The sequence below is a fragment of the Ruegeria sp. HKCCD9138 genome, assembly GCF_057220975.1.
Map to the genome: position 1 here is coordinate 83,435 of NZ_JBWVAZ010000005.1, position 15,770 is coordinate 99,204.

Below are 15,770 nucleotides of genomic sequence, written 5' to 3' on the forward strand. Positions count from 1 at the left end.
AACGCAAAAACGCCGCTGCAGGGTGCGAGCCCTGCAACGGCGTGATGCGCGATGACGGTTGGGGCCGTGCAAGCCCCGAAGAAGTGTTGTTAGTTACAGTTGTTCTGCGTCTTGCAGTACAAGACGTTGCCTGCGGCCCCGACCGCCGCTCCGAACAACGGGTCGGCGTTAAGGACCGCTGCGCCGATTGCCCCGGCACCGCCGCCAAGCACCGCTTGCTCGCCTGTGGTGTCGCCGCAGGCCGCAAGCCCTGCGCAGGCCGCCAATACATAGCATAGTCTTGAGAATCGCATTTCTTCTGCCCCTTTAGGTTTCTTGAAGTCTTTGATGGCAGATGTGGGAAACAGGCGTTGTTATGCAATAACAATGCACGGAATTTCATGAATTGCGCAGGTTTTTGCCTTCTTACCCCGGAACCCTGACTGGAACCCTGTGCAAAGAAAAACGCGGACAGGTGATTGTGGGGTTCACAAGCCTGTCCGCGGAAGGAAGGGGTACGGAATAGTAGGTGCTTGTGCGACGCAGGCAAAGTAGAGCCGCACGGCCCGACCACCTTGCACAGTTCATTTTCAGCCGCCAACCAGGCATTTCTTCCTTTTTGATTTCCGGCTGAAACCCGCCAATCGGGCAAAATCACGCGCAGATTTGCGCCGACGTCTCGACATGAGACACCCGTTTTCACACCCGTTTCGCACGTCACGTTGTCGTTACAAAACAACTGTGAGAGCCCAGCCCGACGCCAAATCCGCTCACGACAAATGTGTTGGATGCGATGAAAATTATTGCGTGCATATGGGCGCTTAGGAACGCGGATCACACCCGAGTGAATACCGGTGCAGTTCCCGTCACGATTGCTTGAGAAAATGCGCTTATTTTCTCCCGCTTTAGTGATTTCCATCAACCTTGCATGCGTGAAACGGTGGCGTCGCACACTCGCACACAAGGACTTAATCCCATGAAAATAAAGGGTAAAACCACTTGCCTGCTTGCTGCCAGCACGCTTTGCGTGACCGGTACGCAAGCCTTTGCGCAAGATGCTCAGACACAGGCCGAACTGGACGCGCTGCGCGCCCGGGTCGAAGCTCTGGAGACCGCCAATCCCGGCTCGGGGACCGGTGATTTGCAGATCGGCAACACCACACTTGACGTCTACGGATACGTCAAAGCCGACTTCTTCTACGACTTTGAATACGCTCAGGGCGACACGGCCTTCGTGAACGTAATCGGCGAGCCCTCGGCGGCAACCGACGGAACTTTTGGGGCCACGGTCCGGCAGTCGCGGATTGGCCTGAGAACCAACACTCCCTCGGCGATCGGAGACATCGGAAGTCAATTGGAACTGGACCTTTTCGCGTCGAACGGAACAGCCGAACTGCGCCTGCGCCACGCCAATATCACAATCGGGGACGCCTGGCTGATCGGTCAGACATGGACCAATTTCATGCCGCTCAATTCGTACCCGACCACGGTCGAATTCAATGGCCCTGTCGGGATCCCCTTCGCTCGTGTTCCACAAGTGCGTTATACGAATAACTTTGCGGATAACACGACCTTCGCCGTCTCGGTTGAAGAAAACGTTGGCGGCTCCAATTCCAATGATCCGGTCCTGACTGGTTCTGTCGAATACAATGACGGAACCTACCTCGCACGGGCTTCGGCCCTGTACGGCAAGGCGCAGTCCGGCAATGTCGAGGTCGACCAGACCGGCTTTACTTTGTCCGGCTCGATCCGCCCATGGAACGGCGGCTTGTTTCAGGTCAACTATGTCAACGGCGAGGCCCTTGGACCCTACCTGATCGGCCTGGGTGCTCCGATCGTTAACGGCCAAGCCAACGATGTCGACGGCTACACCGTCGAGTTCCGACAGGATATCACCCCGAAATGGAATGTTGGCATCAGCTACGGTCAGGAGGACTACGATCTGCCGACCTCGACCGGAACGCTTTCGTTCACCGAACTGGAAACGATCCACGTCAACGCCTTTTACAAGGCGACTGACAACCTGACATTGAGTGCCGAGTACATCTACGGCGAGCGGAACGACGTCAACACTGGCCGTACTTTCGACGGGAACCGCGTTCAGGTTGCCGCACAACTGAACTTCTGACGCATCAACATGGCCTCGCCCAATCCAGGGCGGGGTCACACGGCCTTCGCCGCGCTGCGCCATATTTTGCATCACACCAGTCACGATCAACCTGCCCCGTCCAGAATGTCGGGAAAGGACTGGCGCACAGCTTCCAGATCAATGACCAGCAAAGCATCATAGCTGGCAGGATCAAAGGGATCCTCCGCCGCGACAACCTCACGCCCGAACAGCCAGCTCAAGCGCCCGGCATCCAGGTTTCCGCGCTCGAAGGGCTGATCCCAAAAATGTTCTATCAAGGCACGCATAAAGGCGGCATCAGCCCTGCGGTCAGCCGGTTTGCGGTCCCTGAATCGTTCGCGCCGGGTCAGCGGTGTCGCGCCCTTTGGGTTGGCGCGTCGAATGGTGAACTGAAAATCCGTACCGGGCAAACGGCCGGGGAAACCGCGATGTTTCAACATGCTTTAATCTCCTCGCTCTTATTGCTGAGAAGACAAGGAAACCGGTGTATGGACCGGGATGGAAAAGTCATGCAAACCTCCGAAGGTGCGACATGGGGATAAGGCTCGCTGAGGTCATGAATTCTGGTATTCATGGTCAGAGCCCCTCCCAGATACACCGGGACTCTTCCAGGCGGTAGGCTTCGAAAAACTGGGTGGCGGCAAGGTCCGTTTCGCCGAAATCCAGTGCGCGATCCGAGAACGAGATTACGACGCGGGCCGGTTCCAATTCGTGCTTCGCCACGTAAGGCACCGCCAAAGCCTCGCACAAGTGCGCCATGTCGACCACCGCGACATCATAGGTGATGTGCCCGGCGGTCGAGCCGATTTTCGGCGCGACAAACCTGAACCGAACCCAAAGCTCGCCCGGATTTGTGTCCAGCAAAACGTTGTTGAGTTCGACAGGTTGTCCGGACGGAACCGGAAGCAACGATTCACCCCACGCCACCGGTGCCGACAGCAACGTTACGACGGCCCAAACAGAGGCGCAGCCCCGGAACCGCCGCGGGCGACAACCTCCATTCGGAGTTGCGCGCATCAGGCTTTGGACCTGCGCTATGCTATCTCTGTTTGCTTGCATTACTTAGAGGCTGTACGTCGCTGTTTCGCTTGGATTTCTTTGATCGCGGCGGGCGCATTGCTCCGCCGCTTACCTCACAACGGGATATTGTCGTGTTTCTTCCAGGGGTTCTTCAGCTGCTTGTTGCGCAAGCTGGCAAACGCCTTGGACACGCGGCGGCGGGTGGATTGCGGCATGATCACCTCATCGATGAAGCCACGCTCGGCGGCGACGAAGGGATTGGCAAACCGGTCTTCGTAGTCCTGAGTATGCTTGGCGATCTTGTCCGAGTCGCCCAGATCCGCCCGGTGGATGATTTCGGTGGCACCCTTGGCGCCCATCACCGCAATCTCGGCCGTGGGCCAGGCATAATTGAAATCGCCGCGCAGGTGCTTGGACGCCATGACGTCATAAGCCCCGCCATACGCCTTGCGGGTGATTACGGTGACCTTCGGCACTGTCGCCTCGCCGTATGCGAACAGCAGCTTGGCGCCGTGCTTGATCACGCCACCATATTCTTGCGAAGTACCGGGCAAGAAGCCCGGAACATCCACGAAGGTCAGGATCGGAATTTCGAAACAGTCACAGAACCGTACGAACCGTGCCGCCTTGCGGGAACTGTCGATGTCCAGACACCCGGCCAGAACCATCGGCTGATTGGCTACCACGCCAACAGTCTGCCCCTCCAGACGGATGAAGCCGGTGATGATATTTTTGGCGTAGTCTTCCTGGATTTCGTAAAAGTCGCCCTCGTCCGCCACCTTGGTGATAAGTTCCTTCATGTCGTAGGGCGTGTTCGGATTGTCGGGGATCAGCGTGTCGAGCGAACCCTCAACCCGTTCGGGGCTATCGAAGAACGGACGGACGGGCGGCTTTTCGCGGTTGTTGAGTGGCAAGAAATCGACCAGGCGCCGAACCTCTGCCAATGCCTCGATATCGTTTTCGAACGCGCCATCGGCAACCGAAGACTTCTTGGTATGGGTCGACGCCCCACCCAGTTCTTCGGCCGTTACGACCTCGTTGGTGACGGTCTTGACGACGTCCGGACCTGTCACGAACATGTACGAGGTATCTTTGACCATAAAGATAAAGTCTGTCATCGCCGGGCTATATACCGCACCGCCGGCACACGGCCCCATGATCACACTGATCTGAGGCACGACGCCCGACGCCATAATGTTGCGTTGAAAAACTTCCGCATACCCCGCCAGCGATGCAACACCTTCCTGGATTCGCGCCCCGCCCGAGTCGTTGATACCGATCACGGGGGCGCCATTCTGCACAGCCATGTCCATGATCTTGCAGATCTTCTGCGCATGTGTTTCCGAAAGAGAACCACCGAATACCGTGAAATCCTGACTGAACACATAGACCATCCGGCCATTGATCGTACCCCATCCGGTCACGACCCCGTCGCCGGCAGTCTTTTGTTTTTCCATACCAAAATCGGTGCAGCGATGGCTGACGAACATGTCGAATTCTTCAAAGCTGCCTTCGTCCACCAGCAGCTCGATCCGTTCGCGTGCAGTCAGTTTTCCTCGCGCGTGCTGCGCGTCGATCCGCTTTTGCCCGCCCCCGAGACGTGCATTGTTGCGGCGGTCTTCAAGCTCGGAAAGGATGTCTTTCATGCCGGTATTCCCCTATGAGATTTTCCGGGACAATACCGATGCGCGACCTGTGACCAAAGAAGTTTTCGGCAAATTTGCAAACCTTTGGCAATCGAAGTGTAGATAATTGCAAATTTGTTAATTCGCGCGACACCTCAAAAGCCGGATGGCGTTTCCCGGAATGAGGCACTAATGGTGAACCATGCAGTTCAGAACGTCCACTGTGAGCCGAACACCCCCGACACTTGCAACACTTGTTTTGTTGTCCGGTTTGTCGGCACTCAGCATGAATCTGTTCCTGCCCAGCCTGCCTTTCATGGCCGCCTATTTTCAAACCGACTACAAGATCATGCAGCTGTCCATTGCGTTGTACCTGTTGGTCAACGCAGTCCTGCAGATTCTGATCGGCCCCATTGCGGACAAGGCCGGGCGCAGGCCGGTTCTGCTGTGGGGGTTGGCATTGTTTCTGCTGGCCACGCTGGGTTGTATTTACGCGCCGAATGTCGAGACGTTTCTGGCATTCAGAATGTTTCAGGCTGTGGTTGTTGTGGGTATGGTACTCAGCCGTGCCGCCGTCCGCGACATGTATGAACAGGATCAGGCGGCGTCGATGATCGGGTATGTAACCATGGGCATGGCAGTCGTGCCGATGATTGGCCCTGCAATCGGCGGGTTGCTTGAGGAGGCCTTTGGTTGGAAGGCCAACTTCTGGATGCCCTTCGGTCTGGCAGCGCTGACGTTGCTACTGACCTATCGAGATTTCGGGGAAACAGCCGCCGCGAGCGGAAAGACGCTTTTGCAGCAGTTTCGCGAATACCCCGAGCTGCTGACCTCGCCTCGATTCTGGGGCTATTCGCTGTCCTCGGCGCTGTCTTCCGGCGCTTTCTTCGCCTATCTCGGGGGTGCACCATTCATCGGGACCGAAGTTTTCGGCATGACTGCTTCTGAGGTCGGAGTATATTTCGGCGCCCCAGCGCTGGGTTACTTTTTCGGCAATTTCATCAGCGGACGCTATTCGATACGTTACGGCGTCAACAGAATGGTGCGCTGGGGCTGCTGGTTGAATGCAATTGGCGTAGCGCTGTCCGCGGCATTGTTTCTGTTGGGATTGGGTACGGCCATCAGCTTTTTCGGCCTGATGACCTTTGTTGGCCTTGGGAACGGCATGTCTATCCCGAACGCCACCGCCGGCGCGCTGTCTGTCCGCCCGCGTCTGGCCGCCACCGCCTCGGGGCTGAGCGGCGCGATCATGCTTGGCGGCGGCGCCGCCCTGAGCGCCCTGGCTGGTGCCCTTCTGACGCACGAGACGGGGGCCATGCCCTTGCTGTGGCTGATGCTGGCGACATCGGTTCTGGCCATATTTGCAATTACCAGCGTGATATGGCGCGAACGGCAGCTGGGCCTCTAACGGCTTGCGCCCGTGAATTTGCAAAGTTAGCCTGCGCATTCAGGAAATCTGCAAAGGCACGCCATGGCCACTCAGAAACTATACGCCGGTGCGAAACTGCGCGAAATGCGCACGCGCCTGACCCTGACACAGAAGGAATTCGCCACCAAACTAGGTGTCTCGCTGCCCTATCTGAACCAGATGGAGAACAACAACCGGCCAATCTCGACCACGGTTGTTCTGGCGCTGGCGCAGGAGTTCGGCATGGATGTGACCGAACTCAGTACCGGCGATAGTGAGCGGCTGGTTTCGGATATGCGAGAGGTGTTGGCCGACCCCGTTTTTGCCGACACCATGCCACCACTGGCCGATCTGCGATTGACCGCCTCGAACGCTCCGGCACTGGCGCGCGCGTTTATCGAACTACATCGCACGTATCGTCAAACCCATGAGCGACTGGCGTCGCTGGACGAGGCTCTGGGACGCGAGGACGCGCGCACCCAGGCGAGCCCCTGGGAAGAGGTGCGCGATTTTTTCCACTACTGCGACAACTATATTGATGCGGTGGATCGCGCTGCCGAACGGTTCGCATCGCGCGCCGAAGCACCGGGCGGTATCCGACAGGCGGCCCTCGGTAGCCTGACGGAACGAGGAATTCAGGTCACATTTGCCGATACCGAAACGCTGCGCAGTTATGACGCGGCAGAAAAAACTCTGCGTCTGTCTTCCCGCGCCGCGCCGCAGACGCAGGTGTTTCAGCTTTTGCTTCAAGTAGCCCTGATCAGCCAGGACAAGCTGCTTGAGGCCACCCTGGATTTCGCCCGCTTTCAAAGTGACGAAGCCCGCGCCATCGCGAAAATCGGGTTGGCCAACTATTTCGCCGGCGCCTCGCTGATGCCTTACGGCCCGTTTCTGGCCGCGGCGCAAGAGGACCGGCATGATCTGGAACTGCTCAGCAACCGTTTCGGGGCCTCGATTGAACAAGTGGCACATCGCCTGTCTACGCTGCAGCGTCCGGGGGCCAAGGGCATACCATTCTTTTTCGTGCGCGTCGATCAGGCCGGAACGATTACCAAGCGCCACTCCGCCACCCGATTGCAATTCGCTCGCTTTGGCGGAGCATGTCCGCTATGGAACGTCCACCGCGCGTTCGAAACACCGGGGCACTTTCTGCGCCAACTGGCGGAAACCCCGGACGGTGTTCGCTATATCTCTCTGGCGCGGGATGTTTCGAAGTCCGGCGGCTCCTTTGGCGCGCCGGTCCGTCGATATGCTATCGCCCTGGGATGCGAGGTCCGTCACGCGGAGGCGCTGGTCTATGCCGACAATCTGGACATCAACAACGCAAGCGCCTTTGAACCGATCGGCATCTCTTGCCGGATTTGCGAACGCCAGACATGTCATCAGCGCTCAGTCCCACCGCTTGAACGACGCCTGACGATTGACGCGCATAGACGAGGTACTCTGCCCTACGAAGTGACCTGACTGTCCTCGGGCTTAAATTCCCCGAAACGGCGAGGTTGCGGCGGGGGCGGAGCCCCCACTCATATTTCAGGTCTTGGACAGGATCGCCCAGATCTCGTCCTTGAGTGCCGCGCGTTTCTTGCGCAGTTCAACTTCGGCCAGCTCCTCCATCGGGGCAACATTGGTTTCGGCCCTGTGAACCTCGCGGTTGACCTCGTGATACTCATCCGCCAGCCGCGCGAAATGCGCGTCCGTCTGCTTGAGCTGGCTCATCATTTCGACCTTGTCGGGGAATTCTTCGGCCAGTTCATGCGGGGTGTGGGACATCCTGTTCGCTCCTCTAATTGGCGTTACGTCCCGATGCTAAGGATACCTGCCAGACACCACATTGACGCGGATCAAAAACAACCCACGCCATTCAGTCTTTTGTGGGATATCTCATCGCTGCGCCGTCGCCCAACCGGGATGAATCCAAGGGCGATCGTTGGCTTTCGGCAAGGGATTTCTGCCCAGCATGTGATCCGATACTTTTTCGCCGACCATGATCGAAGGAGCGTTCAGGTTGCCATTTGTGATCTGCGGAAAGATCGAGCTGTCAGCGACACGCAGCCCATCCACGCCAATCACGCGCCCCTCGGGATCTACAACGGCGTTTTTGTCGTCAGCACGCCCCATCCGACAAGTTCCGCAGGGGTGATAGGCGCTTTCCGCGTGCTCGGCGATGAAACTGTTCAATTCTCCATCCGTCTGGACATGCGCACCCGGTTGGATTTCCTTGCCGGCGTAAGGTTTGAACGCGTCCTGCCCAAATATCTCACGGGTCAACCGGATACAGGTACGGAAGTCCTCCCAGTCTTCTTCGTGGCTCATGTAATTGAATCGGATAACGGGCGCGTCTTCCGGCCTGTTCGACCGCAGCGTCACCGCTCCGCGCGAGGGCGACCGCATCGGCCCCACATGCGCCTGGAAACCGTGCCCCTCGGCGGCGGCCTTTCCATCGTAACGCACAGCCATCGGAAGGAAATGGTATTGGATATCAGGATATTCCACGCCAGGCTTTGACCGGATGAACGCCGCGCTTTCGAACTGGTTCGACGCGCCTAGCCCGGTTTTCGTAAACAGCCATTGCGCACCGATCAGGCCTTTGCTGATCAGGTTCCAATGCTTGTAGAGCGTGATCGGCTGCAGCGAAGCCTGCTGTATATACAGCTCTAGATGGTCCTGCAGATTCGCACCCACGCCCGGACGATCCGCCACGACTTCAATGCCGTGCTCGGCCAAATGAGAGGCCCGGCCAATCCCGGACAGCATCAGCAACTTGGGCGAGTTGATCGATGACGCAGCCAGAACCACCTCGCGCCGCGCGCGGATGATCTCTTTCTTGCCGCCGCGGACCAGTTCGACCCCGCTCGCGCGTCCGTTTTCCATGACAACGCGCGAGGCGAGACCACGGACAATATCGCAGTTTTCGCGCTTCAGAGCAGGCCTCAGATACGCGTTCGCTGCCGACCAGCGCCGTCCCTTCCAAACGGTCTGCTCCATCGGCCCAAAGCCTTCCTGCTTCTCTCCGTTGTAGTCCCCGGTGACTTCGTAGCCTGCCTGCTGGCCAGCATCCACAAAGGCTTTGAACAGTGGATTTTCACGGGGTCCGCGTGAGACGTGCAGCGGCCCATCCGTGCCTCGCCATCTGTGATCGCCGCCATGACCACCGTCATGCCAGGTTTCCATGCGCTTGTAGTAGGGAAGCACATCCGCAAAAGACCAGCCATCGGCCCCCAGTTCGGCCCATGAATCAAAATCCCGGGCATGGCCGCGCACATAGACCATGCCATTGATCGAAGACGATCCACCGATCACCTTGCCGCGAGGGCAGGCCAGCCGCCGGTTGTTCAGGTGCGGTTCAGGTTCTGACTGGTAACCCCAGTCATAGCGCGACATATTCATCGGATAGCTGAGCGCCGCCGGCATCTGGATGAACGGCCCGGCATCTGTGCCACCGTGTTCGATCACCAGAACCGAGGCGCCGGCCTCGCTAAGCCGGTATGCCATCGCACAGCCCGCGGATCCTGCGCCAACGATGACGAAATCTGCTTCCATATTCACGACTCCTTGCCCCGCCGCGCCAATTCGGAAGACACTCGGCGGGAGTATTTCAAAACGATGAAAAGGTCATTCCCCGCGCGGGAAACGAGCGTTTTCCTCTACGACATTCAGATCCATGTGGTTGCGCATGTAGCGTTCAGACGCCTTCTGCAGCGGCTGGTAATCCCACGGATAGTAGCCGCCCTGCCGCAGCGCTTCATAAACGACCCAGCGGCGAGCCTGACTGGCGCGCACATCGGCGTCGAACTGATCCAGATCCCAGCGCGCTTCGGACTTTGCCTGCAGCGTCTGCAACGTGCCTGCATGTTCCGGATCGTCCGCAAGGTTGTTCAATTCGTGGGGATCAGCCTCAAGATCATACAACTGGTCGGGATCCAGCGTGCAGCGGTTGTATTTCCATTTGCCATAGCGCAGCGACACCAGCGGCGCATAGGACGCCTCGGCCGCATATTCCATCTTCACCGGCGCTGTGCGTTCGGTCCCTTTGGCAAGCGGCACGAGGTCTTCACCATCGGTCCACGGTGCAATCTCTGCCATATCAACACCGGCCAACGCCCCAAGGGTCGGCGTGACGTCGATTGTCGAGACCGGTGTATCGATACGACCGGCAGGCATATCGGGTGCGGAGATCATCAAGGGCACACGTGCCGAACCTTCGTAGAAGTTCATCTTGAACCACAGCCCGCGTTCGCCCAGCATGTCGCCATGGTCAGACACGAACATGACGATGGCGTCCTGCCGTGTGGTTTCCAGAACTTCCATGATTTCGCCGATCTTATCGTCCAGGTAAGAAATATTGGCGAAATAGGCGCGGCGGGACTTGCGGATATCTTCTTCGGTGATGTCAAAGCTGCGCCAGTCGTTGGCGTCAAATATCCGCTTGGAATGCGGGTCCTGATTGTCATAGCCCAGATCGGCAACTTCGGGCAGAAGGTGCTCACAGTCCTCGTACAAATCCCAGTACTTCCGGCGCGCTACATAGGGATCGTGCGGATGGGTAAAACTGACGGTCACGCACCAGGGACGCTCGTCCTTACCACGGGCCAAATCGTAAAGCTTGGCCTTGGCGTTGTAGGCAACCTCGTCGTCGTATTCCATCTGGTTCGAGATTTCGGCCACGCCCGCCCCGGTGACCGAGCCCATGTTGTGATACCACCAGTCAATCCGTTCGCCCGGTTTGCGGTAATCCGGAGTCCAGCCGAAATCGGCAGGGTAGATATCAGTAGTCAGGCGGTCTTCGAACCCGTGCATCTGATCGGGGCCGACGAAATGCATCTTGCCGGACAGGCAGGTGTAGTAACCCGCACGGCGCAGATGGTGGGCATAGGTCGGGATATCACTGCGGAACTCGGCTGCATTGTCGTAGACCCCTGTACGGGACGGCAACTGCCCGGACATGAAACTGGCCCGACCGGGGGCGCATAGCGGCGATGCTGTGTAAGTATTGGCAAACCGCGTCGACCGGGATGCCAGCTTTTTCAGGTTCGGAGCGTGCAGCCAGTCCGCGGGACCATCCGGAAAGAGGGTTCCGTTGAGTTGATCCACCATCAGGATCAAAATATTGGGTTTTGTCATTTTTCAGCCTCAAGCAGGGTATTGAGGACGCGCTGAGCATGCGTAACAGCCAGCTGCGGCTCTTCCGGCGCGCTGAGCGCGGCGCGGATATAAAGGCCGTCAATCAAGGCAATCATGTTCTCGGCTGCCTCGACCGGATCGTTCATTAGCGGGCGCAGGGCGAAAATCAGGTTCGACCGTATCCGCGCCTGATAGATCTGCCACAGGCGCAGGGCATCGTCATTGGTCTGCGCCAGCACATAAAAGGTCATCCACGCGGCAATCACATCCGGCGTAAAGCACGAAGGTGCGAAACATGCCCGGATGATGGCCTGCGCACGCTCGTTCGGCTTGGCATTTTTCAGTTCGTTCCGGGCCTCGGCACCGAAATCTGACAGGATGCGCCGCATGGCAGCCAGAAATATCTGCTCTTTGCCGCCGAAATAGTGGTGGGCCAACGCGCTCGACATCCCTGCCCGCTTGGCGATCTGACTGACTGTTACGTCCAGTGATTTCTGAACGCCCAGTTCGGCAATCGTCGCTTTGATGATTGCGTCACGGCGGATCGGTTCCATTCCGAGTTTTGGCATTGATACACCCCTGGCTCAGGCCTAGTAGCCAAACGCTAGGGGGTTTTTATTGACCCGTCAATCAATAACCGCATGCGGCACCCCACGTCTCTAGAATTTCGTACCAACATCGGGTGGAGTTACCGGTTTCCGGTTCAGCACCGCCTCGCGCCAAGAGATAAAGCTGACCGCAGCCAATATGAGTGTCCCGCCGCCGACAACCCAGATGTCTACGCCCTCGTGAAACACCAGCGCCCCGAGCAATGTGGCCCAGATCAGTTGCAGGAACGTCACCGGCTGGGTCACCGCCACAGGAGCCGCCTGAAGGGCAAGTGTCATGAAATAATGTCCAGCTGTTGCAAAGCTTGCAATCAGGAACAGAACAAAAATGTCTCGCAGGGTTGGTGGCTCCCACACAGCGACGGCAAAGGGGATCAAGGCGATTGTTACCCAGATCGAAAGATGGGCCACGACCACGGATGGTGGAATATGCTGCACGAGCACCTTGGCCAACAGGTAAGACCCACCCAGCGCCAGAGTTGTTCCCAGCATCGCAAGGTGCCCGGGCGACACCTCACGAAATCCGGGGCGCAGAACAATGGTCACACCGATCAGCGCTACACCAATGGCTGCAATCCTGCGAAAGGCCAGCTTTTCACCCAGAAAAAGCGCTGCACCGATGGTGACATAGATCGGTGTCAGGTAGTTCATTGCAGTAACCTCGGCCAGTGGAATGGTGGTCATTGCGTAGAACCAAAGCATAACGGCCACGGCGTGGATGATGCCTCGTACCCCGAACAGTTTCAGATCGCGCGCCGTCAGGTGCGTTGACCAAATCGTTCGCAGAGCCGGAAGCAGGAAAACCAGGCCAAGCACGTACCGCAGGAACGCTGCCTGTATAGGGTTCATTGTCGAACCCAGCGATTTCACCAATGCGTTCATCCCGACAAAGGACAGCCCGGCAGCAAGCATCCAAAGCATTCCGGCAACATGGCGAGACGGGGCAGGAGGAGATGTCATGGCCTTGGTTGAACACCGAAAACGGCCGGGCCACAACCCTTCACATGGCAACAAGTTTCGCAGCAATTCCCAACATGACGATACCGATCAGGACATCCAGAAACTGCCACGCGCGAGGACGTGTGAAAAGTGGCGTCAGAATGCGGGCGCCATACCCCAACAAAAAGAAGAACACAAAGCTTGAAGACATGGCGCCGATGGCAAAACCCACTTGGTCCTCGTACTGAGCTGATATGGATCCAATCAGCACAACGGTATCCAGATAGACATGCGGGTTGAGCCACGTAAACGCCAGCACTGTCAGCAGGGCCGTTCGTCGCGTGGTGATGCGGTCGGCCCCAACTTCCATTACGGCCCCACCCTGCCAGGCCGACCAAAAGCTTCGTAAACCGTACCAAGTCAGAAAAAGCGCACCGCCATAGCGCATGACCGATTCAAACCATGGTACGGCCTGCGCCAAAGTGCCGAACCCGGCCACGCCGGCCCCGATCAGGATTGCGTCTGACATCGCACAGGTGAAGCACAAGGCAAAGACGTGCTCGCGTCGCAGGCCCTGCCGCAGGACAAAAGCATTCTGAGCGCCAATGGCGAGGATCAGGCTGAACCCAAGGGCGAATCCGGCAATGAGCGACGTGGACATGGAACCTCCGGCTGCTGACTGGTTGACTACACAGCACCGATGATTCAAACCAATTAAAGATACTCATCCTGATTAAGACTTGCTTATGCAACTGGATCCACATCACTTGTCCGCACTGTCGGCTATCCTGCGTCATGGCAGCTTTGAGGCGGCGGCTGCGGAATTATCCGTGACGCCGTCCGCCATTTCCCAAAGAATCAAAGCATTAGAAGATCGCATTGGTGTTTCGCTGATCCAGCGTGGCACCCCTTGCACCGGGACACCATCGGGGTTGCGGATCGCGCAATACGCGGCGGAAATCGGGTTGCTTGAAGCGCAGCTAACCCGAGAACTGGGCATGGACCGGGATACCGGCCCGCCTCGGGTCAGAGTGGCAATCCCCGCTGACAGCCTGGCAACCTGGTTCATCGAAGCCATGTCTCAGGTTGAAGACATGCTTTTTGATCTCGTGATCGACGATCAGGATCACTCTGCTGAATGGCTCAAGCGCGGCGAAGTGAGCGCGGCAGTCACGGTGGGTGGACAGCCCGTTACGGGTTGCGATGCCAATGCCTTGGGGACTTTGCGGTATTTGCCGACAGCCAGCCCGGCATTCGTGAAAAAATGGTTTGCAGAAGGTGTAACAACAAGCTCACTGCAAACTGCGCCCTGTCTGACCTTCAACCGAAAGGACAACCTGCAAAAGGCCTGGATTTTGAACCATACCGGCAGCCGGATCACTCCACCCTCCCATTTTCTGCCATCTTCGAACGGGTTTGTGGATGCCGCCGTGGCCGGACTGGGCTGGGGTATGAATCCCGAGAGCCTTGTGCGATCCGCATTGGATGACGGACGCCTTTGCGCAATTGTGCCCAATGCTCCGCTGGACGTGGCGCTCAGCTGGCAGGTGGGGCGTATTCTGGCCCCTGCCCTGGCCCCTCTGACACGCGCCGTACGAAATACGGCGGCGCGCAATTTGATGCCTCCATCCTGAGGATCAGGTTTACGCCCGGACGGGCTTGCTGTCATCCGGGGTCACGATGCGGTAGCAGAAATAGGCCGACCAGAGGCTGACGATGACAATGAACACGATTGCTGCCGCGACCTCGTGAATATGTGCCACAGCCGCCAGGATGGTTGATAAGATAACCCCTGCAAGCCGGCAGATTGCCTTGATAGCGGCGGCCCCTTGAACGCGTTGCTCCTTGGGAGCGACATCCAGATAATACAATCCCTTGGCACTGCTGATTCCTGTCACCGCGACCGAGACGACGAACAGGGCGATCGCGTGCAAATGAACGCCGTGGTCAAAGTGCATGTAGTGGAACAACAGCAAGACAATCCCGGTCACGGCCACCATCAGCGTTCCCGAAACCATGACCGCCCGATGTGATTTCATGTTCACAAGTTGCCACAGCGGAGCCGAAACCAGATAACCGGACGCCGAAGAAACGATCAGTGCCGTCAGCCCCTTGGCCGAGTGATGATGCGCCTCTGCCGCGATAAGGGCAAAGAATGGTACCGACAGCGACACCACCACCAAGGGCAGGCGCATAATCAGATAGCGGCGAAACCATGCCTGATCGAACATGCCCCGGATACCGGAAATTATCTGGCGCAGCGTTTGACGAGGGCCGTGTTTCGCCTGCCCATCAACCGCTTTTTTCGACGCAACTTCAGTCATTGCCAGAATGCACAAGGCGGAAAACAAGAAAAAGGTCACCGAAGCGGCGATAACTGCTGAATGGCGGGAAAACGGTGGGCGCTCCTTTGTGATCTCATGGATGAACAACACAAGACCAATTGCAAACAGTCCGCCCGCGCCCAGTTGCAGATAGCGGATCAGCATGCGGGATTTGGATTTCAGATGATCGCCGCGCAGGTCAGACAACATCAGTGCCTGAGTCTCTTCGATCATCCCGATCGTGAAAAACGCTCCGACAAATGCGGTCGCAGTCAAAAGGACGCTGCCTGTCCATGCGGCCAGCAGGGCCAACAACAGGCACGCGCCGATCCCCAATTCGGTTATTGCTATGCCGCGTTTCTTTTGCTGCAACGCTGCAATTGGACGCGCAAAAAAGACGTCCGAAAGCATGCTGCCCACCATGCGAACCGAAACCAATGTGCCAGCCAAAAACATCGGCATCTCAAGCGACACCGCTAAAAATGGCAGGACGACCGAGGGGCTGCCCAGCGTCCAGGCCACCTGCGACAGGATGCTCTGCCCAGCGAGTACCGGCACATTCCGCTTTGCGGGATCAGAAGTCTTGCTTGCCATTCTCCGGCCGTCCACGTTGTGCGA

The 15,770-nt window shown here is 57.8% G+C and carries 15 protein-coding genes; 4 read left to right on the top strand and 11 right to left on the bottom strand.

The features are described 5' to 3' along the window. Positions 1–89: 89 nt before the first annotated feature. Entirely contained in the window at positions 90–293 is a 204-nt protein-coding gene (locus AC2TEL_RS10645) for a hypothetical protein (RefSeq protein ID WP_480843758.1), read from the bottom strand. A gap of 662 nt (positions 294–955) precedes the next feature. Between AC2TEL_RS10645 and AC2TEL_RS10650 the strand changes: the two genes are divergently transcribed. Next, complete coding sequence (locus tag AC2TEL_RS10650; protein WP_480903760.1) at positions 956–2,107, top strand: DcaP family trimeric outer membrane transporter; 1,152 nt, start codon at positions 956–958, stop codon at positions 2,105–2,107. Between the two features lie 86 nt (positions 2,108–2,193). On the opposite strand, the gene AC2TEL_RS10655 is transcribed toward AC2TEL_RS10650, so the two are convergent. The 3 genes from AC2TEL_RS10655 to AC2TEL_RS10665 all read right to left on the bottom strand — a co-directional run bounded on the left by AC2TEL_RS10655 (position 2,194) and on the right by AC2TEL_RS10665 (position 4,773). Continuing rightward, positions 2,194–2,547: a hypothetical protein gene (locus AC2TEL_RS10655; RefSeq protein ID WP_480903763.1), complete on the bottom strand. Its 354-nt coding sequence runs from the start codon at positions 2,545–2,547 to the stop codon at positions 2,194–2,196. 136 nt (positions 2,548–2,683) lie between these two features. Next, positions 2,684–3,166, bottom strand: coding sequence for a DUF6497 family protein (locus AC2TEL_RS10660; protein ID WP_480903766.1), 483 nt, complete (start codon positions 3,164–3,166; stop codon positions 2,684–2,686). Between the two features lie 74 nt (positions 3,167–3,240). After that, a complete protein-coding gene (locus AC2TEL_RS10665) occupies positions 3,241–4,773 on the bottom strand; it encodes an acyl-CoA carboxylase subunit beta (RefSeq protein ID WP_480843762.1) in 1,533 nt (510 codons plus the stop codon). 181 nt (positions 4,774–4,954) lie between these two features. Between AC2TEL_RS10665 and AC2TEL_RS10670 the strand changes: the two genes are divergently transcribed. Both AC2TEL_RS10670 and AC2TEL_RS10675 read left to right on the top strand, forming a co-directional pair. Then, the gene (locus AC2TEL_RS10670; RefSeq protein WP_480843763.1) at positions 4,955–6,160 is read left to right on the top strand and encodes a multidrug effflux MFS transporter; all 1,206 of its coding nucleotides are present in this window, start codon (positions 4,955–4,957) and stop codon (positions 6,158–6,160) included. A gap of 63 nt (positions 6,161–6,223) precedes the next feature. Beyond that, positions 6,224–7,624, top strand: a complete 1,401-nt coding sequence (locus AC2TEL_RS10675; RefSeq protein ID WP_480843764.1) for a helix-turn-helix domain-containing protein — start codon at positions 6,224–6,226, stop codon at positions 7,622–7,624. A gap of 66 nt (positions 7,625–7,690) precedes the next feature. On the opposite strand, the gene AC2TEL_RS10680 is transcribed toward AC2TEL_RS10675, so the two are convergent. The 6 genes from AC2TEL_RS10680 to AC2TEL_RS10705 form a co-directional block, all read right to left on the bottom strand. Further along, positions 7,691–7,930 carry an HP1242/YdcH family protein gene (locus AC2TEL_RS10680; protein WP_480843765.1) on the bottom strand — a complete coding sequence of 80 codons (240 nt, stop codon included), beginning with the start codon at positions 7,928–7,930 and terminating at the stop codon, positions 7,691–7,693. Positions 7,931–8,041: 111 nt separating this feature from the next. Beyond that, positions 8,042–9,700 carry a choline dehydrogenase gene (gene betA / locus AC2TEL_RS10685; protein ID WP_480903770.1) on the bottom strand — a complete coding sequence of 553 codons (1,659 nt, stop codon included), beginning with the start codon at positions 9,698–9,700 and terminating at the stop codon, positions 8,042–8,044. A 72-nt stretch (positions 9,701–9,772) separates the two neighbouring features. Continuing rightward, on the bottom strand, positions 9,773–11,281 hold the full coding sequence (betC, locus tag AC2TEL_RS10690; protein ID WP_480903773.1) for a choline-sulfatase: 1,509 nt from the start codon (positions 11,279–11,281) through the stop codon (positions 9,773–9,775). Then, positions 11,278–11,850, bottom strand: coding sequence for a choline-binding transcriptional repressor BetI (gene betI / locus AC2TEL_RS10695; protein ID WP_480843768.1), 573 nt, complete (start codon positions 11,848–11,850; stop codon positions 11,278–11,280). The genes betC and betI overlap by 4 nt, the downstream gene beginning before the upstream one ends. A 90-nt stretch (positions 11,851–11,940) precedes the next feature. Next, on the bottom strand, positions 11,941–12,849 hold the full coding sequence (locus tag AC2TEL_RS10700; RefSeq protein ID WP_480843769.1) for a DMT family transporter: 909 nt from the start codon (positions 12,847–12,849) through the stop codon (positions 11,941–11,943). A 40-nt stretch (positions 12,850–12,889) separates the two neighbouring features. Beyond that, positions 12,890–13,489, bottom strand: coding sequence for a LysE/ArgO family amino acid transporter (locus AC2TEL_RS10705; RefSeq protein WP_480862155.1), 600 nt, complete (start codon positions 13,487–13,489; stop codon positions 12,890–12,892). Positions 13,490–13,574: 85 nt separating this feature from the next. On the opposite strand from AC2TEL_RS10705, the gene AC2TEL_RS10710 reads away from it, so the two are divergent. Continuing rightward, entirely contained in the window at positions 13,575–14,462 is an 888-nt protein-coding gene (locus AC2TEL_RS10710) for a LysR family transcriptional regulator ArgP (RefSeq protein ID WP_480862156.1), read from the top strand. 9 nt (positions 14,463–14,471) lie between these two features. On the opposite strand, the gene AC2TEL_RS10715 is transcribed toward AC2TEL_RS10710, so the two are convergent. Next, on the bottom strand, positions 14,472–15,746 hold the full coding sequence (locus tag AC2TEL_RS10715) for a permease (protein ID WP_480903776.1): 1,275 nt from the start codon (positions 15,744–15,746) through the stop codon (positions 14,472–14,474). Between the last annotated feature and the right edge of the window lie 24 nt (positions 15,747–15,770).